The 24,301-nt window shown below is 65.9% G+C and carries 23 protein-coding genes; 12 read left to right on the forward strand and 11 right to left on the reverse strand.

The window, feature by feature from the left end; all coding sequences use genetic code 11:
• Nucleotides 1-31 precede the first annotated feature (31 nt).
• The 6 genes from ACMG4O_RS02960 (at nt 32) to ACMG4O_RS02985 (ending at nt 5,658) form a co-directional block, all read left to right on the forward strand.
• Nucleotides 32-1,642, forward strand: coding sequence for a GMC family oxidoreductase (locus ACMG4O_RS02960; protein ID WP_335628266.1), 1,611 nt, complete (start codon nt 32-34; stop codon nt 1,640-1,642).
• A gap of 58 nt (nt 1,643-1,700) precedes the next feature.
• On the forward strand, nt 1,701-2,192 hold the full coding sequence (gene coaD / locus ACMG4O_RS02965) for a pantetheine-phosphate adenylyltransferase (protein WP_067610341.1): 492 nt from the start codon (nt 1,701-1,703) through the stop codon (nt 2,190-2,192).
• A 44-nt stretch (nt 2,193-2,236) separates the two neighbouring features.
• The gene (ggt, locus tag ACMG4O_RS02970; RefSeq protein ID WP_414434412.1) at nt 2,237-3,904 is read left to right on the forward strand and encodes a gamma-glutamyltransferase; all 1,668 of its coding nucleotides are present in this window, start codon (nt 2,237-2,239) and stop codon (nt 3,902-3,904) included.
• 34 nt (nt 3,905-3,938) lie between these two features.
• Complete coding sequence (locus ACMG4O_RS02975) at nt 3,939-4,736, forward strand: AraC family transcriptional regulator (protein WP_414434413.1); 798 nt, start codon at nt 3,939-3,941, stop codon at nt 4,734-4,736.
• Between the two features lie 35 nt (nt 4,737-4,771).
• Nucleotides 4,772-5,137: a VOC family protein gene (locus ACMG4O_RS02980; protein WP_414434414.1), complete on the forward strand. Its 366-nt coding sequence runs from the start codon at nt 4,772-4,774 to the stop codon at nt 5,135-5,137.
• A gap of 98 nt (nt 5,138-5,235) precedes the next feature.
• Complete coding sequence (locus ACMG4O_RS02985; protein WP_142947936.1) at nt 5,236-5,658, forward strand: SRPBCC family protein; 423 nt, start codon at nt 5,236-5,238, stop codon at nt 5,656-5,658.
• Here the strand turns inward: ACMG4O_RS02985 and ACMG4O_RS02990 are convergent.
• The 6 genes from ACMG4O_RS02990 to serA all read right to left on the reverse strand — a co-directional run bounded on the left by ACMG4O_RS02990 (nt 5,655) and on the right by serA (nt 12,491).
• On the reverse strand, nt 5,655-7,436 hold the full coding sequence (locus tag ACMG4O_RS02990; protein ID WP_414434415.1) for a monovalent cation:proton antiporter-2 (CPA2) family protein: 1,782 nt from the start codon (nt 7,434-7,436) through the stop codon (nt 5,655-5,657). The two genes, ACMG4O_RS02985 and ACMG4O_RS02990, sit on opposite strands and share 4 nt — an antisense overlap.
• A 42-nt stretch (nt 7,437-7,478) precedes the next feature.
• Entirely contained in the window at nt 7,479-8,777 is a 1,299-nt protein-coding gene (locus ACMG4O_RS02995) for a CsgG/HfaB family protein (RefSeq protein WP_414434416.1), read from the reverse strand.
• A 26-nt stretch (nt 8,778-8,803) separates the two neighbouring features.
• Nucleotides 8,804-9,397 (reverse strand): penicillin-binding protein activator LpoB, encoded by a 594-nt coding sequence (gene lpoB, locus ACMG4O_RS03000; protein WP_194855275.1) that lies wholly within the window; start codon nt 9,395-9,397, stop codon nt 8,804-8,806.
• Between the two features lie 38 nt (nt 9,398-9,435).
• A complete protein-coding gene (locus tag ACMG4O_RS03005) occupies nt 9,436-9,825 on the reverse strand; it encodes a YcfL family protein (RefSeq protein ID WP_142947940.1) in 390 nt (129 codons plus the stop codon).
• On the reverse strand, nt 9,822-11,171 hold the full coding sequence (locus tag ACMG4O_RS03010; protein ID WP_414434417.1) for a COG3014 family protein: 1,350 nt from the start codon (nt 11,169-11,171) through the stop codon (nt 9,822-9,824). Before ACMG4O_RS03010 ends, ACMG4O_RS03005 begins: the two co-directional genes overlap by 4 nt.
• Before the next feature lie 90 nt (nt 11,172-11,261).
• The gene (serA, locus tag ACMG4O_RS03015) at nt 11,262-12,491 is read right to left on the reverse strand and encodes a phosphoglycerate dehydrogenase (protein WP_414434418.1); all 1,230 of its coding nucleotides are present in this window, start codon (nt 12,489-12,491) and stop codon (nt 11,262-11,264) included.
• A 127-nt stretch (nt 12,492-12,618) separates the two neighbouring features.
• Between serA and ACMG4O_RS03020 the strand changes: the two genes are divergently transcribed.
• Nucleotides 12,619-14,013, forward strand: coding sequence for an FAD-binding oxidoreductase (locus ACMG4O_RS03020; protein WP_214012820.1), 1,395 nt, complete (start codon nt 12,619-12,621; stop codon nt 14,011-14,013).
• A complete protein-coding gene (locus ACMG4O_RS03025; protein ID WP_414434419.1) occupies nt 14,006-14,707 on the forward strand; it encodes a fumarylacetoacetate hydrolase family protein in 702 nt (233 codons plus the stop codon). The genes ACMG4O_RS03020 and ACMG4O_RS03025 overlap by 8 nt, the downstream gene beginning before the upstream one ends.
• A gap of 33 nt (nt 14,708-14,740) precedes the next feature.
• Here the strand turns inward: ACMG4O_RS03025 and ACMG4O_RS03030 are convergent, their stop codons facing one another.
• Genes ACMG4O_RS03030 through ACMG4O_RS03040 form a run of 3 tightly spaced genes read right to left on the reverse strand, consistent with a single transcriptional unit; the run spans nt 14,741 to nt 17,867 of the window.
• The gene (locus ACMG4O_RS03030) at nt 14,741-15,298 is read right to left on the reverse strand and encodes an ATP-dependent zinc protease (protein ID WP_335628259.1); all 558 of its coding nucleotides are present in this window, start codon (nt 15,296-15,298) and stop codon (nt 14,741-14,743) included.
• A gap of 50 nt (nt 15,299-15,348) precedes the next feature.
• On the reverse strand, nt 15,349-17,220 hold the full coding sequence (locus ACMG4O_RS03035) for an MFS transporter (protein WP_414434420.1): 1,872 nt from the start codon (nt 17,218-17,220) through the stop codon (nt 15,349-15,351).
• The gene (locus ACMG4O_RS03040) at nt 17,217-17,867 is read right to left on the reverse strand and encodes an acyltransferase (RefSeq protein WP_414434421.1); all 651 of its coding nucleotides are present in this window, start codon (nt 17,865-17,867) and stop codon (nt 17,217-17,219) included. The genes ACMG4O_RS03035 and ACMG4O_RS03040 overlap by 4 nt, the downstream gene beginning before the upstream one ends.
• Before the next feature lie 72 nt (nt 17,868-17,939).
• Here ACMG4O_RS03040 and ACMG4O_RS03045 point away from each other — a divergent pair, with 72 nt between their 5' ends.
• Complete coding sequence (locus ACMG4O_RS03045) at nt 17,940-18,647, forward strand: DUF4197 domain-containing protein (RefSeq protein ID WP_414434422.1); 708 nt, start codon at nt 17,940-17,942, stop codon at nt 18,645-18,647.
• A gap of 15 nt (nt 18,648-18,662) precedes the next feature.
• Here ACMG4O_RS03045 and ACMG4O_RS03050 read toward each other — a convergent pair whose 3' ends face one another.
• Both ACMG4O_RS03050 and ACMG4O_RS03055 read right to left on the reverse strand, forming a co-directional pair.
• The gene (locus ACMG4O_RS03050) at nt 18,663-19,385 is read right to left on the reverse strand and encodes a glutamine amidotransferase (RefSeq protein ID WP_194855286.1); all 723 of its coding nucleotides are present in this window, start codon (nt 19,383-19,385) and stop codon (nt 18,663-18,665) included.
• 85 nt (nt 19,386-19,470) lie between these two features.
• Nucleotides 19,471-20,031: a DNA-3-methyladenine glycosylase I gene (locus ACMG4O_RS03055; RefSeq protein WP_286855106.1), complete on the reverse strand. Its 561-nt coding sequence runs from the start codon at nt 20,029-20,031 to the stop codon at nt 19,471-19,473.
• A 114-nt stretch (nt 20,032-20,145) separates the two neighbouring features.
• Between ACMG4O_RS03055 and glyQ the strand changes: the two genes are divergently transcribed.
• From glyQ to ACMG4O_RS03070, 3 genes are all read left to right on the forward strand, one after another.
• On the forward strand, nt 20,146-21,129 hold the full coding sequence (glyQ, locus tag ACMG4O_RS03060; RefSeq protein WP_142947954.1) for a glycine--tRNA ligase subunit alpha: 984 nt from the start codon (nt 20,146-20,148) through the stop codon (nt 21,127-21,129).
• A 2-nt stretch (nt 21,130-21,131) separates the two neighbouring features.
• Complete coding sequence (gene glyS, locus ACMG4O_RS03065; protein WP_414434423.1) at nt 21,132-23,219, forward strand: glycine--tRNA ligase subunit beta; 2,088 nt, start codon at nt 21,132-21,134, stop codon at nt 23,217-23,219.
• A gap of 263 nt (nt 23,220-23,482) precedes the next feature.
• Nucleotides 23,483-24,277: an SDR family NAD(P)-dependent oxidoreductase gene (locus ACMG4O_RS03070; RefSeq protein ID WP_414434424.1), complete on the forward strand. Its 795-nt coding sequence runs from the start codon at nt 23,483-23,485 to the stop codon at nt 24,275-24,277.
• Nucleotides 24,278-24,301 lie beyond the last annotated feature (24 nt).

The raw sequence follows: 24,301 nt of genomic DNA on the forward strand, positions 1-24,301 counted from the left end.
TTCCCCTGACAAAACAATAAGGAGCCGGGTCATGCAGGACCTGTCCACACTTAAGATTCAGAATATCGCCGACCCCTGGGACAACGCCGGGGAAAAATGGAACCTGATCGACGGCGCCACCGTCAGCGACGACCGCACCCTGGAGGCCGATGTGGTGATCATCGGCACCGGCGCCGGCGGCGGGGTGAGCGCGGAGATCCTCAGCGCCGCCGGCCTCAAGGTGATTCTGGTGGAGGCCGGGCGCCTCACCAGCTCCCGGGATTTCAATCTCAATGAGGGCGACGCCTACCGGCAGCTGTACCAGGAGGGCGCCATGCGCGCCACCAAGGACGGCGCCATCACCATTCTGCAGGGCCGCACCGTGGGCGGCACCACGGTGGTCAACTGGACCTCCAGCTTCCGCACCCCCAAGGAAACCCTCAACCACTGGCGTGAGCGCTTCGGCGTCGACAACACCAGCCGCGCGGACCTGGACCCCTATTTCCAGCGCATGGAAAAGCAGCTCGGCATCGAGCCCTGGGCGATGCCCGCCAACGCTAACAACGACGTGATCAAACGCGGCTGCGAAAAACTCGGCTGGGACTGGTCGGTGATTCCGAGAAACGTGCGCGGCTGCTGGAATATCGGCTACTGCGGCATGGGCTGCCCCACCAACGCCAAGCAGTCGATGCTGGTGACCACGCTGCCCGCCGCCATGGAGGCCGGCGCCACCCTGATCCACAGCGCCCGCGCCGACAAGCTGGTGCACGACGGCACCCGGGTCAGCGCGGTGCAGGTGACGCCCCTGAACCACGACCGCAACCCCACCGGCGCCACCGTGACCCTGAAAGCGCCCACCATCATCGCCGCCGGCGGCGGCATCCAGACCCCGGCGCTGCTGCTGCGCTCGGAGGTGCCGGACCCGGACGGCCGGGTGGGCAAGCGCACCTTCCTGCACGTCACCAGCTTCGCCTTCGGCCGCTACGACCGGGAGATCGCCCCCTACTACGGCGCGCCCCAGTCGCTGCACTCGGACCAGTTCACCTTCACCGGCGGCGTGGACGGCCCGATCGGCTACAAGCTGGAGATGATGCCGCTGCACCCCGGCCTCACCGGGGCGCTGCTGGGCGGCTTCGGCGAGCAGGCCCGCGAGCACATCACCGCGCTGCCCAACACCGCCGCCTCCATCGCCCTGATGCGCGACGGCTTCCACGAAGAGAGCCCCGGCGGCACCGTGGAGCTGCGCGACAACGGCGAGCCGGTGCTCGATTACCCGGTCACCGACTATCTGCTCGACGGCGCCCGCCGCAGCCTGTACAGCCAGGTGGAAATGCAGTTCGCCGCCGGTGCCCGGGCGGTGCGGCCCGGCCACATCCGCGCGCCGTTCTATACCAGCTGGGCGCAGGCCCGCGAGGCCATGGCGGACCTCAGCTACCAGGCCCTGGACGTGCCGCTGGGCAGCGCCCATGTGATGGGCGGTTGCCCCATGGGCGACAAGGACCGCGGTCTGGTGGACGCCCAGGGGCGCTACCGCCATCTGGAGAATCTGTATGTGTTCGACGGCTCGGTGTTCCCCACCAGCCTGGGGGTGAACCCTCAGTTGAGCATCTACGGGTTGAGCGCCCGCAACGCCACCGCTCTGGCGGAGCGGCTGCGGGCCTGAATCGTAAACCGAGTTGCGTTATGCTTGGCGCCCGATCTCTGGAGAAAGCGAGCCGAGCATGACCAACCGTGTTGTTTATCCGGGCACCTTCGACCCCATCACCAACGGCCATAAGGACCTGATCGAACGGGCCGCCAGTATGTTTGACGAGGTGGTGGTGGCCATCGCGGCCAGCGAGAAGAAGGGCCCGCTGTTCTCCCTGAACGAGCGGGTCAAGCTGGTCGAAGACAGCATCGGCCATCTGGACAACGTCAAGGTGACCGGCTTTTCCAAGCTGCTGGCCCATTTCTGCCGGGACCAGGAAGCCAATATCCTGCTGCGCGGCCTGCGCGCGGTGAGCGACTTCGAATACGAATTCCAGCTCGCCAACATGAACCGCCAGCTGGCCCCGGAACTGGAAACCGTGTTCCTGACGCCGGCCGAGCATTTGTCCTTTATCTCCAGCTCCCTGGTCCGCGAGATCGCGCTGCTCGACGGCGATGTGCGCAATTTCGTGCCGCCCCATGTGGTGGAAGCGCTGGACCTGAAGAAGCAGCAGCGGGGCGGCTGACCGTTTCTCGCCCCTGATACCCCGTTCGCCAGAAGGAGGCCGCCATGCGCTGGTTTTTCCCGCTTTTGTTGCTGTTCGCCGTCACCGCCCAGGCCGCCGGACCGGGCAAGGCGGCGATCGCCAGTGCCCACCCGCTGGCCACCGACGCCGGCTTCCAGATGCTCGAGCAGGGCGGTAACGCCTACGACGCGGCGGTGGCCGTGGCGGCGGCGCTGTCGGTGGTGGAGCCCTATTCCGCCGGCATGGGCGGCGGCGGCTTCTGGTTGCTGCACCGCGAAAAGGACGACCTGCAAACCATGCTGGACGCCCGCGAGACGGCGCCGGCGGCGGCCACCGAGGACATGTACCAGGACCAGGACGGCCAGGTGGTGCGCGACCGCGCCGTCAACGGCGCCCTGGCGGCGGGCATTCCCGGCCAGGCGGCGGCCTTCGCCTACCTCGCCGAACACTACGGCGAGCTGCCCCTGAAAACCACGCTGGCGCCGGCCATCAAGCTGGCGCGCCAGGGTTTCGAGGTGGAAGACCACTACCGGGCGCTGGCCGGCTACCGCCAGGACGTGCTCAACCGCTACCCCACCGCCGCCTCGGTGTTCCTGGATGACGGCGAAATACCGGCCAACGGCACCCTGATCCGGCAGCCGGATCTGGCCCGGGTTCTGGAGGCCCTGGCCGAGCAGGGGCGAGACGGTTTTTACCAGGGCCCGGTGGCGGAAAAACTGGTACGCGGGGTGCGCGAGGCCGGCGGCATTTGGACAAAACAGGACCTGAACAACTATCGGGTCAAGGAGCGGGCGCCGGTGGTGGGCCACTACCGAGGCGCCCGCATCGTCACGGCCCCACCGCCGTCCGCCGGCGGGCTGGTGATGCTGGAAGCGTTGAACATTCTCAATGAATTCAACGGCGGCGAGATTAGTGAGGACTTACTTCCTCACCTCACCGTGGAAGCCTGGCGGCGCGCCTATCAGGACCGGGGCCGCTATATGGGCGACCCGGATTTTGTTTCCATACCTGTGGATAACCTGTTGAGTAAATCCTACGCCGAGCAGCGGGCCGCCTCCATAAAGCTGGATAAGGCCACCCCCAGCAGCGAGCTGGGCGAACCCGTCGCCACCGGCGAAGGCTTCCATACCACCCACTTTTCGGTGCTCGACGGGGCCGGCAACCGGGTGGCCGCCACGCTCAGTATCAACCTGCCGTTCGGCAGCGGCTTCATGCCCGCCGGCACCGGCGTGATCCTCAATAACGAGATGGACGATTTCTCCGCCAAGCCGGGCAGCCCCAACGCCTATGGCCTGGTGGGCAGCAAGGCCAACGCGGTGGCGCCGGGCAAGCGGCCGTTGTCCTCGATGACGCCCACCTTCGTGGAGTTCGACGACCGGGTGGCGATTCTCGGCACGCCGGGCGGCAGCCGTATCATCACCATGGTGATGCTGGGTGTGCTCGAGGCGGCCAATGACACCCCGGTGGACGACTGGGTGAGCCGGGTGCGCTTTCACCACCAGTTCCTGCCCGATCAGGTTCAGGCGGAACCCGCCTTCCTCGACACCGAAGCGGCGAAAAGCCTGCGCCTGCGCGGCCACGACGTGGTCTCCGTAGACCGCGAGTACGGCAACATGCAGGCGATTCTCTGGCGGCACAAAGACAACAGCGTCACCGCCGCCAGCGACCCGCGCGGCATCGGCGCGGCGCGGGTCGGCGCCGACGCGGACTGACCCCGGTGACGGCCGCCGCGGGGTGTGCTCCACTATGCCCATGGACACCACCTTCGCGGCCCAGACTCTGCACTGCTACCCGCCGGCGCCGGCCCTGCGCGGGCTGGTCAGCCATTACTGGCTGAGCCGCGACGGCGGCGGCGACCGCCACCGGGTGCTGCCGGACGGCTGCGTGGACCTGGTGCTGCGCCTGCGCGACGGCGATGGCGCCTGGCAGGCGTTCGGCACCAGCACCCGGCCATCGGACGTGCCGGTGGAGCCCGGCTGTGTCTATTTCGGTATCCGCTTCCAGCCCGGCCAGAGCCGCCATTTCCTACCCCTGCCCGGGCGTTTGCTCACCGACACCGCCCAACCCCTGGCCCGGCCCGCCGGCTTGTCGGCGGAGCGCCTCGCCGAATTGATCGCCCGCCCCGACTCCGCCTTTGCCGTGGACCGGCTGCTTTCCCGGTGGCTCGCCGGGCAGCCGCCCCAACCAAGACGCCTGGACGGGGCGCTGACGCTGCTTTCCCGTGCCGCCCCCGGCGTCACCGTGAGCGCGCTGGCGGCGCGCCTGAACCTGAGCCGCCGGCAACTGGAGCGCGACTTCCTGGAGTGGGTCGGCGTGCCGCCCAAGGTGTTCATGGGCATCCGCCGCAGCCAACAGGCCCTGGCGTTGCTGAGCCGACCGTCACCCGCCGCGCCGCTGGCCGACATCGCCCTGGCCGCCGGCTACGCCGATCAGAGCCATATGACCCGGGAGCTGAAACGCTACCTGGGCGTCACCCCGGGGGCGCCCCGGCTGCCGATGCACGATGTCGCCTTTATTCAAGAGCAGGCCGGCGCGCCGGCCTAGAGTGGGGCTTCTTCTCAAGCCAAAGGAGCAACACGATGAAACTCTGGTCCGGTGTGGTCACCGAGCACTCGCAGGCGTGCCGGGATTTCTACGTGCGCCTGTTTCAGTGCCGGGTGCTGTTCGACAGCGACTGGTTCGTCCTGCTGGAGCTGGGCGGCGGCGAGCTGGGTTTTCTGGCCCCGCAACAGGAGGCCCAGGCGGCGGCGTTTCAACGCCCGTTGCGCGACGGGCAGGGCCTGTGGGTCACCATCGACGTGGACGACGCGGACGCCGAATACCGGCGGCTGCAGGCGTTGGGGGTGCCGATCGAGGTGGCGATCCGCGATGAAGCCTGGGGCGACCGGCACTTCGTCATCCTCGACCCGGCCGGCATCGCCGTGGACGTGGTCCAGCACGGCTAACCATAAAACAACACAATCACCGGCGTCTGGCCTTTTGGAACCTGGGCAAGACGCCGGGGGCCGCTCAGAATCGTTCTTTTTTCAGACACGGAGCGCCCATGGGCCAGCAACGCATCGAAATCGACAAGGAATTTCCGTTCCCGGTCAGCGACCTGTTCAACCACCTCAGTGAGCACGAGAACCTGTCCGCCCTGTTTGCCCCGGCCAAGGTGCGGCGCGTCAAGGAGGGGGACGTGGAGCCCAACGGCGTGGGGTCAGTGCGCCGGCTGTCGCTGCCGCTGACGCCGGCCTTCGAAGAGACCGTCACCGAGTTCGAGCGCGACCGCCGCATCGCCTACCGCATCACCAAGGGCAGCCCGTTGCGCGATCACCACGGGGTGATGGTCTTTTCCGAGACCGCCGGCGGTTCCCGCCTGCACTACACCATTGTCTTCAAGGGCAAGCTGCCGCTGATCGCCGCCGTGATCAAGCCGGTGCTGGACCGCGCCATCCGCAAGGGCCTCAACGACCTGCGGCTTTAAGGGCCCCCGTCGCGGCGGCCGTCGTCACTGCCGGCTTCGAGGAGGGATTCCAGTTCCTCGCGGCCGCGGGCGGAGAGCTCGATCAGTTTGTCGAGCTTGTCGCGGTGGGCGAACTGCTCGCGCAGCAGGCGTTCGTCCACGTCGCGGAAGGTGCGCACCAGGTCGATGGCGGTGGTTTCCGGCATGCCCAGCTGGGCCAGGGTGGTCTGGGCGGCGCGCAGGCTGGAGTCCAGCGTTTCGCGGATGACGTGCTCGACGCCTTCGGCCATCAGGGAATAGGCGTGGTAGCGGTCGCGGGCGCGCACGATCAGGGTGATGTGCGGGAAGTGCTCGCGGATCAGGCGCACGGCGCGCAGCGACGCCTGCACGTCGTCGATCGCCAGCACCATGATGCGGGCGTGCTGCAGCCCGGCGGTGTGCAGCAGGTCGAGCCGGGTGACGTCGCCGAAGTACACCTCGTTGCCGAACCGGCGCACGGTGTCGATGTGGTCCGGGTTGGAGTCCAGCGCGGTGAACGGAATGCGGCGGCTGACCAGGATCCGGCCGATGATCTGCCCGAAGCGGCCGAAGCCGGCCACGATCACCGCCGGCTGGCCGTGCGGCGCGGGCTCGTCCTCGGTGCTGCGGTGGCCGGTCTTGGGCGCCGGCCAGAGCCGCTGGACCAGTTTCAGCAGCAGCGGCGTGGCGGCCATGGAGAGGGCCACCACCAGGTTGAGCCGGGCGATCATCTCCGTCGGCAGCAGGTTGAGCGCCCCGGCCTGGGTGAACAGCACGAAGGCGAATTCGCCGCCCTGGCTGAGCAGCAGGCCGACCCGCAGGGCGTCGCGGCCGCCCACCTTCAAGGCCCGGGCAATGCCGAACAGCACCAGGGTTTTGATCCCCAGCAGGGCCGCGCCCATGGCCAGGATCGACCAGGGGGACGCCGCCAGCAGGCGCAGGTCCATGGTCATGCCGATGGCGATGAAGAACAGCCCCAGCAGCATGCCCTTGAACGGCTGAATATCGGTGTCCAGCTGCTCCCGGTAGGGGGAGTTGGCGAGCAGCATGCCGGCCACGAAGGCGCCCAGACCCATGGAGAGATGCAGGGTTTCCATCAGCTCGGCGGCGCCGAGGACCAGCAGCAGGGCGGTGGCGGTCATCAGCTCCCGGTTGTGCAGCCGCGCCAGCCAGCCCAACCAGGGGTTGAGCAGGTAGCGCCCGGCCAGCCACATCAGGGCCAGCACCAGCACGCCCACCAGCAGGTTGGGCTGGGCGTCGCCGGCGCCACCGCCGGCCAGCACCGGCAGCAGCAACAGCAGCGGAATCACCGCCAGGTCCTGGAACAGCAGAATCGAGAAGGCGTTACGGCCCTGGGGCGTACCCAGCTGATTGGTTTCCACCAGCATCTGTACCGCGAAGGCGGTGGACGACAGCGCCAGGGTGGCGCCGATCGCCAGGGCGGCCGGGCCGGGCTGGCCCAGGGCGAAGAAGAAACCGGTGAGCAGGGCGGCGCTGAACAGCATCTGGCTGGCGCCCAACCCGAGCAACCGCCGCCGCTGCGCCCAGAGCTGCTCCGGGGCCAGCTCCAGGCCGACCAGGAACAGCATCAGCACCACGCCCAGCTCGGCGAAATGCAGCACCGCCTCGGCGCCGGGGATCAGCCCCAGGCCCAGCGGCCCGATGACGATGCCGGCGGCCAGATAGCCGAGAATGCTGCCCAGCCCGAGACGCTGAAACAGCGGCAGCAGCAACACCGCCGCCGCCAGCAACACCAGCGCCTGATTGAAGTAACCACCCATTGTCGATCCCCCACGGCGGGGCGGCGGGTGCCGCCCGCGGTCCTAATCCCAGTTCAGCGGCATGGGTGAAGAGCCGGGGCTCTCCGGTTGCCCGGCGGGCGGCTCCATGTCACCGGTGTCGCCCTGACGGTTGCCCGGCGCGCGCACACGGTCACCGGGGCGCGGTTCGCCGCCGCCCTGGGTGATCCGGGCCACCGCGTAATCCGGGCGCACTTCGATCACCTCCAGGCTGGCCAGGGCGTCGCTTTCCATACGAATGGTGAGCCCGGTCTGCGGGTCTTCCAGGGACTCCACCGGCCGGTACACATTGAGGATAGTGTCCGCTTCCAGGCGGCCCTGGCCGTGGCTCAGGTAGACCCGGTCGCCGTCGCTCTTGAGCACCTGCACCGGGTACAGGGTGTCGGAGGCCGCCGCCGCCAGGGCCCGGGCGATGCGCGGGTAGACCAGGTCGGCGAGCCGCTCCGGATGGTTGCGGTGGTCGAGCTTCTGCCGGCGGGCCAGCTGCCGCACGCTGGCTTCCGACTGCTGCCAGTCGTAGAGGCCGGCCTCCAGCACTTCGCCGCCGGCGGCGTCGATCAGCCGGTAGCGCAGACGCACATAGGGTTCGTACCCCTGGAAGCGGGCGCCGTAGAAGGTGCGCTCGTCGTCGCCGATGTCGAACGCCTCGATGTGACCCACCAGCAGCAGGTCGGCGCCTTTGGTCTTGCCCAGGCGCAGCAGTTCCCGGGGCTCGCCGGCGCCGTCGCGCAGCAGCGCCTGCTCGGCCTCGCGCAGACCCAGGTTGGCGCGGTCGAGCACGCGGAAACGGCCGGACTGGGCGAAGACGTCGATCAGATTGGCGTGCAACTGGCGGCGCACCTCCGCCGCCGGCAGGGTGGTCTCACCCAGGGTGTATTCGCTGGCGTCGCTGGTGAACGGCGCCACCACGATGGCCGGCAGATGGGAGCGGTCCGGGCCCGGCGCCTTCTGGAGCAGCAGCACCGCTTTCACGTCCGCGCGCCACAGGGCGTTGTCTTCCTGGGTGACGGCCGTCACCTCGTAGCTGTCCAGGCTGCCCAGCGTGGGCAGGCGCGGCTCCGCCACCGAGGTGCGGCTGCCGGTCCAGGTGGTGACGTCGCCCTGGCGCTGGATCACCCATTCGCTCACCTGGCGGCGGAAATCCGGGTTCACCGACAGCGTCACGCCGCCGGCCTGGCGCACCGCCGCCACCAGCGCATTGGTGACCGCCTGTTCCGGGTTGTCGCCGTAGCCGCGGGCGGTGACCTCGCGGGTCTGTGCCGCTGAGGCGGTGCCGGCGGCCAGCGCCGCCATCAGCACGAGCAAACAAAAACGCTTGAACATGGTTCCTCTCCCTGGTGCCAGGGTGTTCAGAAGCCGAACAGGCTGCGTTTGCGGGTCTTGCGGATTTCCTTCTCGCCGGACCACTCAATAATGCCGCTCTGGATGTTCAGCAGTTTCAGGGTGAACTTGTAGTAGACATCCTTGGTGCTGTCGTCGCGCTTCACGATCGAGGACAGGTTGCCGTAGAGCATGAACTCGGCGCCGATCTGGCGGCCCATCTGGGCGGCGCTGGCCTGGTCCACCATGCCGGAATCCTGCTGGTACTCCAGTTGTTCGCGTACCCGGTCGACCACGGACATATCCACGAAGCGGAACTTGCCGGAGTTGATCAGCTTGGACTGGATGGTGTCGGTGACGGACTCGGTGTCGATGTGCTCGCTGGTCTTGTTCTTGATGCGATCAACGAACAGTACCGGGCGGCGGTCGCGGGTCATTTCCACGATCGGCGGGAACACCATCATGTCGTCCACCATCTTGGTGGCGATCATCTGCAGATCGGTGGAGCCGAAATCGGCGGTCACCGTTTCACGGGCCTGGGCGTCGCCGTAATCCACCCGGGACGCACAGCCGGAAAGCATCAGCGCCATAGCCAGGGCGAGCAGTGAAAATACGCGAACCATGTGTTTCTCCTTAAGGAACCTGAATGGCGTCCGGGGCGTTATTCGCGCACCCAGATTTCATAACGGACGGCGCTGGGGTTGGGGGCCACCGCCTGGACATTGTTCTGGCTGCGACCGGCCATCACCAGTTGCCGCCAGGGCTGGGATTCCGGAGCCACTTCAAACCCGTCCCGATCGAACCATTTGATCTTGTATTGGAAATCCAGTTCAAATTTCCAGCCGTTTTCCAACGTCGCCTGCACGTACAGCAGGTCGCCGACTTTTTTGTCCTGCAGCGCTTCCACCGAAAGGCGGTTGGCCAGGGTGCTGTTGTTGGAGTACAGGCGCGGTTCGCCGTCGTCGCCGGGGCGGGCCATATTACTGGCGGAACAGCCCGCCAGGACCACCGCCAGCACGACGGCGGCCAGAGCGGTAAACGGAGCTTTCATAACGGGCCCTCCTGAACGGGTAACACGCGGGTTATAAGGCGGCCGGGGGTGGCCACCACGTGAATCACGGTCACGCCCTGTTCCACCACGGGAACCGTCAAACTAGCACCGCCACCGGGTGTGCTCAACTGAAGGCGGTGCTCGCCGAGCGGCAACATCAGGCGGGTGGCCTGGGCGTAGGCGGGCAGGCTCAACCAGCTGCGCAGGTCGGCCTGCTCGCTGACCACATTGAAGATCTGCGTGAGGATGGCGCCCACCGGACCGAAATCGTCGTTGGCTTTCTTCTGCAGATTGTACTTGGTGGTGGCACGCAGCGTCTGCCGCACCAGCATGCCGGGCAGTTGTTCGCGCAAATGGCGCGCGGCCAGCCCGCCCACGTCGGTGAGCACTTCGGTGCGCGCCGTGGTGTCGCCGACGGCCACGGTGAGCGGCGCCGGGCGCGGCTTGTCGGCGGCGCTGTAGGTCGGGAAGGCCACCGCGAAGAGGCCGTGCGGCGTGGGGATCGGCAGGCTCAGCTCGCGGCGGGCGGGCACCAGACCCTGCTCATAGACCACCGCCACCAGGCCCTTGTCGCGTTCCACCCGGCCGTCCTGGGCGCGGGACAGGCGCGCCACATCCTCCTGCAGCATGGCGGAATCCGGGTGGATCTCCAGCGCTTTCTTGTAGTCCACCAGGGCGTCGTTGTATTCGCCGTGGGCCTCCCAGAACAGGGCCGAGAGATAGAAGGTCCAGGCGTTCTGGAAGCTCGCCTTGACCTCGCCGGCGGCGGCGTCCAGGCCGGCGAAGTGGCTGTCGAAATCGGCCGGTTGCACCCCTTCGTCCCGCGCCGCCTCCTGGGCGGCGGCGATCTCGTCATCGCGCCGGTTGGCGGCCGCCCGCTGCTCGTTGGCGGCGGCGCGCAGTTCCACGGCGGTGGCGGTGACGTCGTTCTCACGCCAGTAATTCAGGGCCTGGTAGGCGTGCGCGAAAATGCGCTCGTAGTCCGGCGCCACGTAGGGGCGGGCGTTGTCGTTAACCAGCAGGGCGCCGGTATTGCTCACCAGGCTGGAGGCGCGCAGCCGGGCGGCGGCGTCCGTTTCGTCGTAATGACCGAAGGCGCGGCGAAAGGCGCTCTCGCTGTCTTCGATGGCGCCGCTCAGCTGGCGCACCCGGCCCAGTTCCTGCAGGTAGAGCACGCCGTCCCGGCTGTCGACACCTTTTCTCAGCAACGGGGCGGGCCCGTCCGCCGCCATGTCGGCGGTCCAGGCGCGCGCCTGGGACGGGTAGGGCTGGAACAGGGAGCGGGTGGCGCAGCCGCTCAATAGCACCATGGCCAGCAACAGCGCGACGCCGTTTCTGACCAGCACGTATCCTGGCGGGCTTATTCTCATAGACCGCGGCGCCATAAAAAAACCGGAGCGGGCAAGGTAGCCCGGCTCCGGCTTATTGTCGAGACGCTAGAACAGCACGCGGGTACGGATGGTGCCTTCGATGGTGCGCAGCTTTTCCAGGGCCAGTTGGCTGTAGCCCTTGTTCACGTCGATCACCACGTAGCCGATCTCTTCATTGGTCTGCAGGTACTGGCCGCAGATGTTGATGTCGTTCTCGGAGAACACGGTGTTGATCTGGGTGAGGATGCCGGGAATGTTGCGGTGGATATGCAGCAGACGGTGCATGTCCGGGTGCGACGGCAGGGCCACCTCCGGGAAGTTCACCGCGCTCAGGGTGGAGCCGTTGTCGGAGTAGCGGATCAGCTTCTCGGACACTTCGGTGCCGATGTTTTCCTGGGCCTCATGGGTGGAACCACCGATGTGCGGGGTCAGGATCACGTTGTCGAATTCGCGCAGCGGGCTGATGAACTCGTCGTCGTTGCCCTTGGGCTCTTCCGGGAACACGTCGATGGCGGCGCCGAGCAGGTGCTTGTCGCGCAGCGCGGCGGCCAGCGCCTCGATGTCCACCACCTTGCCCCGGGCGTAGTTGATCAGATAGCTCTTGGGCTTCATGGCGCGAATCTGCTCTTCGCGGATCATCCAGCGGGTGGCGGCGGTGTCCGGCACGTGCAGGCTGACCACGTCGGCCAGGCCGAGCAGGTCATTGAGGCTGCCCACCTGTTCCGCGTTGCCCATCGGCAGCTTGGAGACCACGTCGTAGAAGTACACCTTCATGCCCATGGATTCCGCCAGCACCGAGACCTGGGCGCCGATGTTGCCGTAGCCGACGATGCCCAGCTTCTTGCCGCGGATCTCGTAGCTGTCCTTGGCGGATTTCAGCCAGCCGCCGCGGTGGGCCACCGCGTTCTTTTCGGGAATGCCGCGCATCAGGTTGACGGTGTGAGCGATCACCAACTCCGCCACCGAGCGGGTGTTGGAGTAGGGCGCGTTGAACACCGGAATGCCGCGCTTGAGGGCGGCCTTCAAATCCACCTGGTTGGTGCCGATACAGAAACAGCCCACGCCGATCAACTTTTCGGCGGCCTGGAAGACCTCCTCGGTGAGCTGGGTGCGCGAGCGGATGCCGACAAAATGGGCGTCCTTGATGGCGTCCTTGAGGTCGTCGCCGGTGAGCGCGGTGGGCAGAAGCTCCACGTTGCTGTAGCCGTGCGCCTTCAGATTATCCACCGAGTTCTGGTGGACGCCCTCGAGCAGGAGGATGCGGATCTTGTCCTTCTCAAGAGAAGTGTTGGCCATGGGTGGTCTCTGTAGCGGGTTAAATGGGCGCGTATGGTATCATAGCCCGCCCCGGATGAGACCCATTCCGGAGCCCCCGTGCACATGTTGAATGCTCAAGTTGACTTGAAGACCTTTGGAGTTGCCGATGACCTCCCTCGCCCACGCCGCCCTGGACCAGCTCAGCGCGCTTCTTGGCAAGCGCTGCCTCACCGATCCGGACAGCGCCCAGCGCTACGGGGTGGACTGGACCAAGGTCTGGGCGCCGGCGCCCAGCGCCGTGGTGCTGCCGGAAACCACCGAAGAAGTGCAGCAGATCGTGGAGATCGCCAATGAACACGGCCTGCACCTGGTGCCCTCCGGGGGCCGCACCGGCCTGTCCGCCGGGGCGGTGGCCGCCAACGGCGAGCTGGTGGTGGCGTTCGACCGGATGAACCGGGTGCTCGACTTCAACGAGTACGACCGGTCGGTCACGGTGCAGCCGGGGGTGGTCACCCAGCAGCTGCAGGAATTCGCCGACAGCAAGGAGCTGTTCTACCCGGTGGACTTCGCCTCCGCCGGCTCCAGCCAGATCGGCGGCAACATCAACACCAACGCCGGCGGCATCAAGGTGATCCGCTACGGCATGACCCGGGACTGGATCACCGGCCTCAAGGTGGTCACCGGCCGGGGTGAACTGCTGGACCTCAACAAGGGCCTGATCAAGAACGCCACCGGCTACGACTTCCGCCACCTGTTCATCGGCTCCGAAGGCACCCTGGGCTTCGTGGTGGAAGCCACCGTGAAGCTGGCCCGCCGGCCCAAGGACCTCACCGCCCTGGTGCTGGGCGCGCCCGGTTTCCGCGAAGTCATGAAAGTGCTGCACGCGTTTCAGAAGGACATTGATCTGACCGCGTTTGAGTTCTTTTCCGATAAGGCCATGGCCCATGTGCTCGAGCACGGGGTGGCCAAACCCTTCGACAGCGATTGTCCGTTCTACTGCCTGCTGGAATTCGAGCAGCTTTCCGAACACACCGGCGAACGGGCCATGGAGATTTTCGAGCACTGCGTGGAGCAGGGCTGGGTGCTGGACGGGGTGATGAGCCAGTCGCTGGGCCAGCTGGAACAGCTGTGGCAGTTGCGCGAACGTATCTCCGAATCGATCGCGCCGCACACACCCTATAAAAACGATATTTCCGTGACCGTCTCCAAGGTGCCGGATTTCGTCGAGGACGTGGACAAAGTGGTGCAGGACGCCTACCCGGATTTCGAGATCGTCTGGTTCGGGCATATCGGTGACGGCAACATGCACCTGAATATTCTCAAGCCGGCGGACCTGCCCAAGGAAGATTTTTTCCGCCAATGCGGCGATGTGTCCAAATGGGTGTTCGAGATCGTGCAGAAGTACGACGGCTCGATTTCCGCCGAGCACGGCGTGGGCATGACCAAGAAGCCTTATCTGTCGTATTCCCGCAGTGAAGAGGAAATCGCTTATATGAAAGCGGTGAAAGCGGTTTTCGATCCCAACAACGTGATGAACCCCGGAAAATTGTTCGATGTTTGATGCCCACACGCTGAAAGCGCGACCGGAATCCGCCTACGTTCATCGCTGGATCGACGGCTCGCCCATGGAAATGCCGCTGGGCAAGTGCGTCTGCGTGGGAAGAAACTACGCGGAGCACGCCCGCGAGCTGGGCAATGACGTGCCCGAGGAACCTCTGCTGTTCATGAAACCGGCCACCGCCCTGTGCAGCCTGCACGAACCGCTGGTGCTGCCCCAGGGACAGGGCCCGGTGCACCACGAGGTGGAAATGGTGGTGATGATCGGTGAGCGCCTGAGCGGCGAAACCGACCTGGAAACCATTCGCTTCGCCATCGCCGCCTACGGGGTCGGCCTGGATCTGACCCTGCGTGACTTGCAGAGCCGGCTAAAGGAAAAAGGCCATCCCTGGGAACGGGCAAAGGGTTTCGACGGCGGCGCACCGGTGTCCGGGTTTATCGACGCCCGCGGCATTTCAGTGCGGCAGAATCTGGAAGTGTCTCTGGAAGTGAACGGCGAAAGCCGCCAACACGGCCATACCGGGCAGATGCTGTTCCCGACCTTTGAACTGATCGCACAGATCAATCAGGTGTTCACGCTGGAGCCCGGCGACCTGATCTTTACCGGCACGCCGGCCGGGGTCGGCCCGCTGGCCTCCGGCGACAAGCTCACTGCCCGGCTGGGCAATATCCTGCAGGTGTTCACCCGCGTGGCCTGACGCCGGCCCGTGCCAGTGAGGCGCCTGGTTTACTCAGGCGCCGATGTCTTCGTCGGTGTTGTCCTTGTCGAATTTTTCCACCGGGCTGTCTTCATCGCACTGCGGTTCGTGCATGAAGGTGTTGGTCACGTCCACCACACCCAGATGTTGGATGGTGCGGCGGCCGATCAGCACCGGATAGATCATGTCGCTGCGGTTTTCCAGGCTGAACTGCTCTTCGTGCACGGTATCGCCGAAACAGATTTCCATCAGCACCACCGGACGGCGCTCTTCACCACCGGCACCGCGAATAATCACATCGCGATAGAGCGGGCGCTCGAACTTGCGCGACACTTTTTCGTCTTCGTCCTGGTCTTCCACGTTCACTTCAAAGCGCACCCACTCCTCGCCGTCTTTTTCAAAACGTTCAATGTTGCGGGCGTGCAGGGAAGACGTGAGGGCACCGGTGTCGAGTTTGCTTTTCACTTTCACGCCCCAGGGTTCCAGCGTGGCGTTTTCGATCCAACCGAACACATGCTGAATTTCCACATTGCTCGCGTGGCTGGCCGTGAAGGTGAAAAGCAGACTCAGAGCTATCAGAATACGTCGCATGGTTATCCTCTTTAATCGTATCGGTTCTTGGATCCTGAGACCCGGGCGGATCACGGGCGTTCCCGTAACCCGAGCACCCGACGCCGCATGTCCTGCGACGCCACCTGGTCGGCGGTTACCGCTTCGCCCACGTTGAGCTTCACGCGGGACCAGAAACGCTTCGGCAGCCGGGTCAACGCCGGGCCGCCCTTGTGGCTGAAGAAGCTACCCCATAGACCGGAGAGTGCCATGGGAATTACCGGAACCCGATTTTCATTTACAATTTTTTCCATCCCGGTTTTGAATTCCGCCAGCTCACCGTCCCGGGTCAGCTTGCCTTCCGGGAAGATGCACACCACCTGGCCGTCCGCCAGTTCCTCGTTGATGCGCTCGAACGCCTGCTGGTAAATCTCCGGATTACGCTCCTTGGAATCGATCGGAATCGCCTTGCCGGTCCGGAAGATATAGTTCATCAACGGCAAATCGTAGATCGGCTTGGCCATCACGAAACGCACCGGCCGGCGCACGGCGCCGCCCAGCAGCAACGCATCCACATAGCTGACGTGGTTGCACACCAGCAGGCAGGGGCCTTCGTCCGGAATGTTCTCCATGCCCTGTTCCTTGATGCGGTACAGCACATTGGTGAGCATCCACACCAGCAGGCGGATCAGGAACTCCGGCACCCGGGTGTAGATGTAGGCGGCCACCAGCACATTGGCCAGCGACAGCACCAGGAAGAACTCCGGTACGGTGAGATTGAGCACGCCGACCAGCACGATACCCGCCACCGCCGAACCCACCATGAACAGGGAATTGAGAATATTGTTGGCGGCGATGATGCGCGCCAGATGGCTGGGGTTGGAACGCTGCTGGATCAGCGCGAACAGCGGCACGATATAGAAGCCGCCGAACACCCCGATGCCGAGCAGATCCACCATCACCCGCCAGCCGGCCGGCTGTTGCAGGAAGGCGGCGATGTCCACCGACACATCCTTGGGCAGGCCGGCGTAGGAGAAGAACAGGTCAATGCCGAAGGCGCTCAGGCCGATCGAACCCAGCGGCACCAGGCCCAGCTCCACGCGGTGGCCGGACATTTTCTCGCACAGGTAGGAGCCCAGCCCGATGCCCACGGAAAAGGTGCCCAGCAGCAAGGCATAGAGGCCGTCGGTGCCGAGCAGATAGTCGTCCACGTAGACCTTGAGCTGGGTGGTGTAGGCGGCGCCGAGAAACCAGAACCAGCAAATGCCCAGCACGCACATCCACACCGATTTCACCTCCCGTGCGTAGCCGACGATATGCCAGGTTTCCCGCCACAGATTCCAGTTGATCTTCATCCCCGGGTCGGCGGCCGGCGCCTTGGGAATGCCACGGGCGGCCAGATACCCCAGCGCCGCCAGGCCCACCACCACCGCGGACACGATCAGCGGGTCGGCGGCGTCCATTTTCAGCAGCACCCCGGAAATCGAGCCGAGCAGAATCGCCAGAAAGGTGCCCATTTCCACCAGAGCGTTGCCGGACACCAGCTCCCGGGACGGCAAGTGCTGGGGAATGATCGAGTACTTGATGGGGCCGAAGAAGGTGGACTGCAGGCCCATGCAGAACAGCACCGCCAGAAGGAAATAGACGGCGTTGAAGAAAAAGCCCACCGCCGCGAACGTCATGATGAAGATTTCCACCAGCTTGATGCGCCGCACCAGCATGGCCCGGTCGTACTTGTCGGCGAGCTGCCCGGCCAGCGCCGAGAACAGGAAGAACGGCAGGATGAACAACGCCAGGGCCACGTTGTTCAGGGTGTTCACCTCGGTGCCGGCGACCACCCCGGAGGCGATCAGCAGAATCAGCGCCTGGCGGAACACGTTGTCGTTGAAGGCACCCAGAAACTGGGTAAAGAAAAAAGGCCCGAAGCGGCGTTTTACCAGCAGTGAAAAAACACTGGTACTCATGGCGTCTCTCCGTGTCGCGGGGCACCGCCCCGGTGAATGGGTGCCCCCGGCCGGTGGCCGATCACACGGGCGGGATTGCCGGCGACGATGGTCCAGGCGGGCACGTCGCGGGTGACCACCGCCCCCATGCCCACCACCGCGTGGTCGCCGATGGTGACGCCGTCGACCACGCCCACCCGGGCGCCCAGCCAGACGTCGCGGCCGATGCGGATCCCCCGGGAGCGCACCGGCTGTTCACGCACCAGGGCGGCCGCGTCCATACCGTGGTCGAAGGCGTATAAGGTACAGTAGGCGGCGACGCGGGTATGGTCACCGATCTCAATCCCGGCGGCGCCCCCCTCCAGGGTCACGTGATGGTTGAGGCTGACCGACGCGCCCAGGCGCAGCGGGCCGTGCAGTACACAGTCCGCGGCGATGTGGCTGCCGTCGCCGACGTGGATATCCCGGCCGGGTTCCGCGAACAGCCGTGCCTGGGGCGCCACAAAACAGTGCACGCCGAAGTGCACGGTCTCCAGAATGGACCATTGCCGCTGCAGCTCGGCCTGCCAGGGCACGGCCCAATCGCGGTGGCGGGGCTTGAGACGCGGGTACAGCCAGGGCATGTAAGCGAGCCGCAGTTTGTGCTGCTCACGGTAAAAATCGCTCATTACGGGCTCGTTCTTCTAGCGGCGCGGTCCAGCGGGCATGCTACACCAATTCATCGGAAGGGAAGGAAAGCTATGAAACGGGTTCTACTGGCCAGCGCGGCGTTGTTCACCCTGAGCGCCTGCCAGAACATGGACGCCCTGGCGCCGTGGATCGAGCAGGGCAATCAGGTCGCCAAGGCCGCCGGCTACGACACCGACAGCCGCCTGGCCGGGGCCATCAAGGAGACGCTGTCGATCAGCTCGGACCGGGCCACCAGCAAACTCTCCAGCAGCGGCGCCTTCGACCTGCCGCTCCCCGCCACGGTGGAATCGGTGGCCGGCAATCTCGAGCGTATCGGCCTGGGGCGCTACGTGGACCAGGTCCGCGACGCCATGAACCGGGGCGCCGAGAACGCCGCCGCGGAAGCCGCACCGGTGTTCAAGGACGCGATCCAGGAGATGACGGTGACCGACGCCCTGGGCATCGTGCGCGGCGGCGACACCGCCGCCACCGATTACTTTCGCGGCCGCACCGAAGCCAGCCTCACCGAGCGGTACCGGCCGATCATCGAAAGCAGCCTTCGGGAAACCGGCTTCTACGACCAGTATCAGACGTTGCTGAACGCCTACAACCGCCTGCCGATGGCCGACAAACCGGACCTGAATCTGGAAAACTACGTGATCGACACCAGCCTGGAGCGGCTGTACACGGAGATCGGCACCCAGGAAGCCCTGATCCGGCAGGATCCGGTGAGCCGGGGCAGCGCGCTGATCGGCGCGGTGTTCGGCGGCCAGGACTAAGGCGCCTCTGAACCGCTACGCCGCCGCCGGCACCGCCTGGTTGGCGAAATGCGCCAGCACCGCACCGGCCTGGGGGCACTCGCGGACGCTGGGCAGCAGGTCGTCCACCTGTTGGTCGCTGAGCTGCTGCCCGCGCATCGCCTGCAGATAGGCCCGCGTCACATCGGCGCTGAATTCCGGATGGAACTGGCAGCCCCAGGCGCCGTGACCGTAGCGGAACGCCTGGCAGCTTCCGTGCCCGTTGCTGGCCAGCACCTCGACGCCGGCGGGCGCGGTGAGCACCGATTGGCGGTGCATCATCTGCGCCCAGGGCTGATCGCAGAACGCCGCCAGCAAGGGGTCGCCGCGGGCCGCGCTGGTGGTGCGCAACGCCACGGTCCCCACTTCCATGCCCTGGGGGTGGTCGCCCACTTCGCCGCCCAGGGTGTGGGCGAGAAGCTGGTGCCCGAAGCAGATGCCCAGCAGCGGCGGTGCCTCGGCCAGTTGCAGGGTGGCTTCCAGCCAGTGCATCAGGTGTCGCATCCAGCCGGCTTCGTCCGTGACCATGTGATGGGAACCGGTGATCACCACGCCGCTGAAGCCCGCCGCGCCCGGCAGGGGCTGGCCGTCACGGGCGTCCACCACGGTCACCGGTGCCTGGTCACCGAGACCCTGCCGGATCCAGTCGGGGAAATCGCCGTAATGCCGTTGCAGGGCGGGGTAGGTGCTACCGGTTTGCAGAATCAATAGTGGTTTCATGGGGCCTCCGTTCCCCCGATACACAGCAAGTGCCGTACCAGCTTCGGGCGCCGTTTGTAAAAGTGGGTTGAGGCTGTGACCGGGGTCAAGCCAGCTGGCGGTGCCGGGGGCAGCTGACCAGATGATCGTTGACCAGGCCGGCGGCCTGCATGAAGGCGTACATGATGGTCGGGCCGACGAAACGGAAGCCCTGTTTCTTGAGCGCCTTGCTGAGCGCCTCGGCTTCGGGGGTCACCGCCGGCACCTCGGAGAGGGAGCGGAAGCGGTTGATGCGCGGCTCGCCGTCGACGAAATCCCAGACGAAACTGTCCAGGCTGGTGCCGGCGTCGCGCAGGTCGAGATAGGCGCGGGCGTTGCCCACCGCGGCGCCCATTTTCAGGCGGTTGCGGATCAGGCCGGTGTCCTGGAGCAGGGCGGCGATTTTGGCGTCGTCGTAGCGGGCGATTTTCTCCGGGTCGAAGCCGTCCATCGCCTTGCGGTAGTTTTCCCGCTTTCGCAACACGGTGATCCAGCTCAGACCCGCCTGGGCGCCCTCGAGAATCAGGAACTCAAACAGACGGCGGTCGTCGTGCTCGGGCACGCCCCACTCTTGGTCGTGGTAGGCCACGTAGAGCGGATCCGTGCCGCACCAGGGACAACGCTCCATGGTCAAACCCCCGTGTTTCCAGGCGTATCGGTGGGTAGCACGGTATCACCGGCCCCTGGGGGACGCTATACTTGCCCCTTTATTTTCACAGAGCTTGGAAGAACGGGAACCACCATGGCGGATCAACCGCAAGCGGATACAAGCACCTTCCAGGGCCTGATTCTGGCCCTGCAACAGTACTGGGCGGAGCAGGGCTGCGTGATCGTCCAGCCCCTGGATATGGAAGTGGGGGCCGGCACCTTCCACCCCAGCACCTTCCTGCGCGCGATCGGCCCGGAAAACTGGAACAGCGCCTACGTGCAGCCGTCCCGGCGGCCCACCGACGGCCGCTACGGCGAGAACCCCAACCGGCTGCAGCATTACTACCAGTTCCAGGTGGTGCTCAAGCCGTCGCCGGACAACATCCAGGAGCTGTATCTGGATTCCCTGCGCCGCCTCGGTTTCGATCCGCTCACCCATGACATCCGCTTCGTGGAAGACAACTGGGAATCGCCCACCCTGGGCGCCTGGGGCCTGGGCTGGGAAATCTGGCTGGACGGCATGGAGGTGACCCAGTTCACCTACTTCCAGCAGGTCGGCGGCATCGACTGCTACCCGGTCACCGGCGAGATCACCTACGGCCTGGAACGGCTCGCCATGTACCTGCAGAACGTGGACTCGGTGTACGACCTGGTGTGGTCCGACGGCCCCTTCGGCAAGGTCACCTACGGCGACGTCTTCCTGCAGAACGAGGTGGAGATGTCCACCTTCAACTTCGAACACGCCAACGTGGAAGCGCTGTTCAATCAGTTCGACCTGTTCGAGGCGGAATCCGGCAAGCTGATCGAGGCCGGGCTGCCGCTGCCCGCCTACGAGTACGTGCTCAAGGCCTCCCACACTTTCAATCTGCTGGACGCGCGCAAGGCGATTTCGGTCACCGAGCGGCAGCGCTTCATTCTGCGCGTGCGCACCCTGGCCCGGGCCGTGGCCCAGGCCTATTTCGACGCCCGCCGCGCGCTGGGCTTTCCGATGGCCGCCGACGACATCCGCCAGGAAGTGGAGGCGCAGCTGCAGCAACAGGACGATAAAGCCGCCAAGAAACAGAAAGGGGGCAAGTAATCATGGCGAACGATATGGCCAAGCGGGATTTGTTGATTGAACTGGGTACCGAAGAGCTGCCCCCCAAGGCTCTGCCGGATCTGAGCGCCGCCCTCACCGAGGAACTGGTGCGCCAGCTGGACGACGCCGGCCTGGCGCACGGGGCGGTGGAAAGCTTCGCCGCGCCGCGCCGTCTGGCGGTGCTGGTGCGCGATCTGGCCGACAAACAGGCGGATCGCCAGGTGGAACGCCTGGGCCCGGCCCTGCAGGCCGCCTACGACGCCGACGGCCAACCCACCAAGGCCGCCGAAGGCTTCGCCGCCTCCGTGGGCCTGAGCGTGGACCAGCTGGACCGCCGCGACACCGACAAGGGCGAGCGGCTGTTCGCCCAACTCACCGAAGCCGGCCGGCCCACCGTGGAGCTGGTGCCGGACTTTCTCGCCCAGGCGGTCAACAAGCTGCCGATTCCCAAACGCATGCGCTGGGGGCGCCGCAAGGTGCAGTTCGTGCGCCCGGTGCACTGGCTGGTGGCGCTGTACGGTAGCGACGTGATTGATTTCGAATTGCTCGATCAGCGCGCCGGGCGCACCTCCCGGGGCCACCGCTTCCACGCGCCGGACGCCATCGAGTTGAGCGAAGCGGGCGACTACGCCACCCGCCTGGAGCAGGACGGCAAGGTAATCGCCGACTTCCCGCGCCGCCGGGAAATGATTCGCCAGCAGGCCGAGCAGGCCGGCCGCGACGCCGGCGGCCAGGCCCATCTGGATGAGGATCTGCTCGACGAGGTCACCGCTCTGGTGGAGTGGCCGGTGGCACTTGCCGGCCGGTTCGACGACGACTTCCTGCGCGTGCCCCAGGAAGCCTTGATCACCGCCATGGAAGAGCACCAGAAGTATTTCCCGGTGCTCGACGCCAACGGCAAGCTGACCCCGCATTTCATCACCATCAGCAATATCGAATCCCGCGATCCGCAGAAGGTGATCGCCGGCAACGAGAAGGTGATCCGCCCGCGCCTGGCCGACGCCGCCTTCTTCTACGACAACGACTGCCGCAAGCCCCTGGAACAGCACGCCCAGGGCCTCGCCCAGGTGGTGTTCCAGCAGAAGCTGGGCACTCTGGCGGACAAGTGCGACCGCATCGGCTGGCTGGCCGGCGAGATCGCCGACCGCATCGGCGGCGACGCCAACCTGGCGCGCCGCGCCGGCGCCCTCAGCAAGGCGGATCTGAACAGCGAGATGGTGTACGAGTTCGACACCATGCAGGGCGTGATGGGCTATTACCTGGCCCGCAATGAAGGTCTGCCCGAAGAGCTGGCCCAGGCGCTGCACGAGCAGTATTTGCCGCGCTTCGCCGGCGACGGGCTGCCGCGCACCAAAACCGGCCAGGCGGTGTCCCTGGCGGACAAGATCGACACCCTGGTGGGCATCTTCGGCATCGGCCAGAAGCCCTCCGGCACCAAGGACCCCTACGCGCTGCGCCGCGCCACCCTGGGCATCCTGCGCATCATCATCGACAACCAGCTGCCGCTGGACCTGCGCGACCTGCTCGACCAGGCGGCGGTGGCCCTCGGCCAGCGCATCGACGCCGACCGGGTGGACGAGGCCTTCGACTTCGTCAAAGGCCGCTACCGCGCCATGTACCAGGAGCAGGGCTTCGCCACGCCGGTGATCCTGTCGGTGCTGGCCCTCGACGAAGCCTGCCGCCGACCGCTGGATTTCGACCGCCGGGTGCGGGCGGTGGCGGCGTTCCAGAACCGCGACGAAGCCCAGGCCCTGGCGGCCGCCAACAAGCGCGTGTCCAACATCCTCGCCAAACTGGACAGAGCGCCGCCGGAAGAGATCGACGGTGCCCTGCTGGAGGAAGAGGCGGAGCAGACCCTCACCGACATGGTGGTGGACGCCTACGCCCGCTCCGAGCCGTTGCTGGAAGAGGGCAACTACGAAGCGGTGCTGGCACTGCTCGCCGAACTGCGCGAGCCGGTGGACGCCTTCTTCGACCAGGTGATGGTGATGGCCGAGGACCCGGCGGTGCGCGACAACCGCCTGGCGCTGCTCACCTTCCTGCGTGACCTGTTCCTCAACGTGGCCGACATCAGTCTGCTGCAGGAATAGGAGCGTTCTACCCATTTAGCGGCTTCGTAGCGCGGTTCGCTCTCGGTGCCGGTGTCCAGGACCCGCCGTGAATCCATCCCTGGAGGCTTGTGTTCGGCTCCCTGCCTCACACAGTCCTGGACACCGGCACCGAGATCGAACCTCCATTGGGAGCACACCGCAATGGGCGTCTACGAAGCAAGATTTGTGGGGCTTGGCCCTTGAGAAGTTCTCACCTCGGCGCCACTGCATAGGGTAATTCCGCTTAACTCGAAGGAGTCCCCATGCGCATTGACCTCTCAGGCAAGAAAGCGATCGTTTCCGGCTCCACCGCCGGTATTGGTTTCGGTATCGCCCGCGGCCTGGCCCTGGCCGGCGCGGACGTGGTGATCACCGGCCGCACCCAGGAACGGGTGAACCAGGCGATCGACGCTCTCAAGCAGGAGACCAAGAGCGACGGCATCGAGGGCGTCGCCGCCGATCTGGGCCGGGCCGACGGCTGCCAGGCGCTGATCGACGCCCATCCGGACGCGGATATCCTGGTCAATAACGTGGGCATCTTCGAGCCCAAGGGCTTCTTCGATATCGACGACGACGACTGGGAGCGGTTCTTCCAGATCAACGTGATGAGCGCGGTGCGGCTGTCCCGCCACTATGCCCGGGGCATGCGCGACCGGGGTTGGGGCCGCATTCAGTTCCTGTCCAGCGAATCGGCGCTGAATATTCCCACCGAAATGGTCCACTACGGCATGACCAAAACCGCCGTGCAGTCCATTTCCCGGGGCCTGGCCAAGGTGCTGGCCGGTACCGGTGTCACGGTGAACGCCATCCTGCCCGGGCCGACCCGCTCCGAGGGCGTGCGCAAGATGCTGAAGAGCATGGCGGAGCAGCGCGGCCTGTCCGAGCAGGAAATGGAGAAGCAGTTTATCCAGGAAGCGCGCCCCAGCTCGATCATCCAGCGGGTGGCCGAAGTGGAAGAGGTGGCCAATATGTCGGTGTACGCGGCCTCGCCCCAGGCGTCCGCCACCACCGGGGCGGCCCTGCGGGTGGAAGGCGGAATCGTCGACACCATGGCCTGATACGGTGCCCGGGCCTGATATACT

This window comes from Alloalcanivorax venustensis (assembly GCF_047495515.1).
Lineage (GTDB): Bacteria > Pseudomonadota > Gammaproteobacteria > Pseudomonadales > Alcanivoracaceae > Alloalcanivorax > Alloalcanivorax venustensis.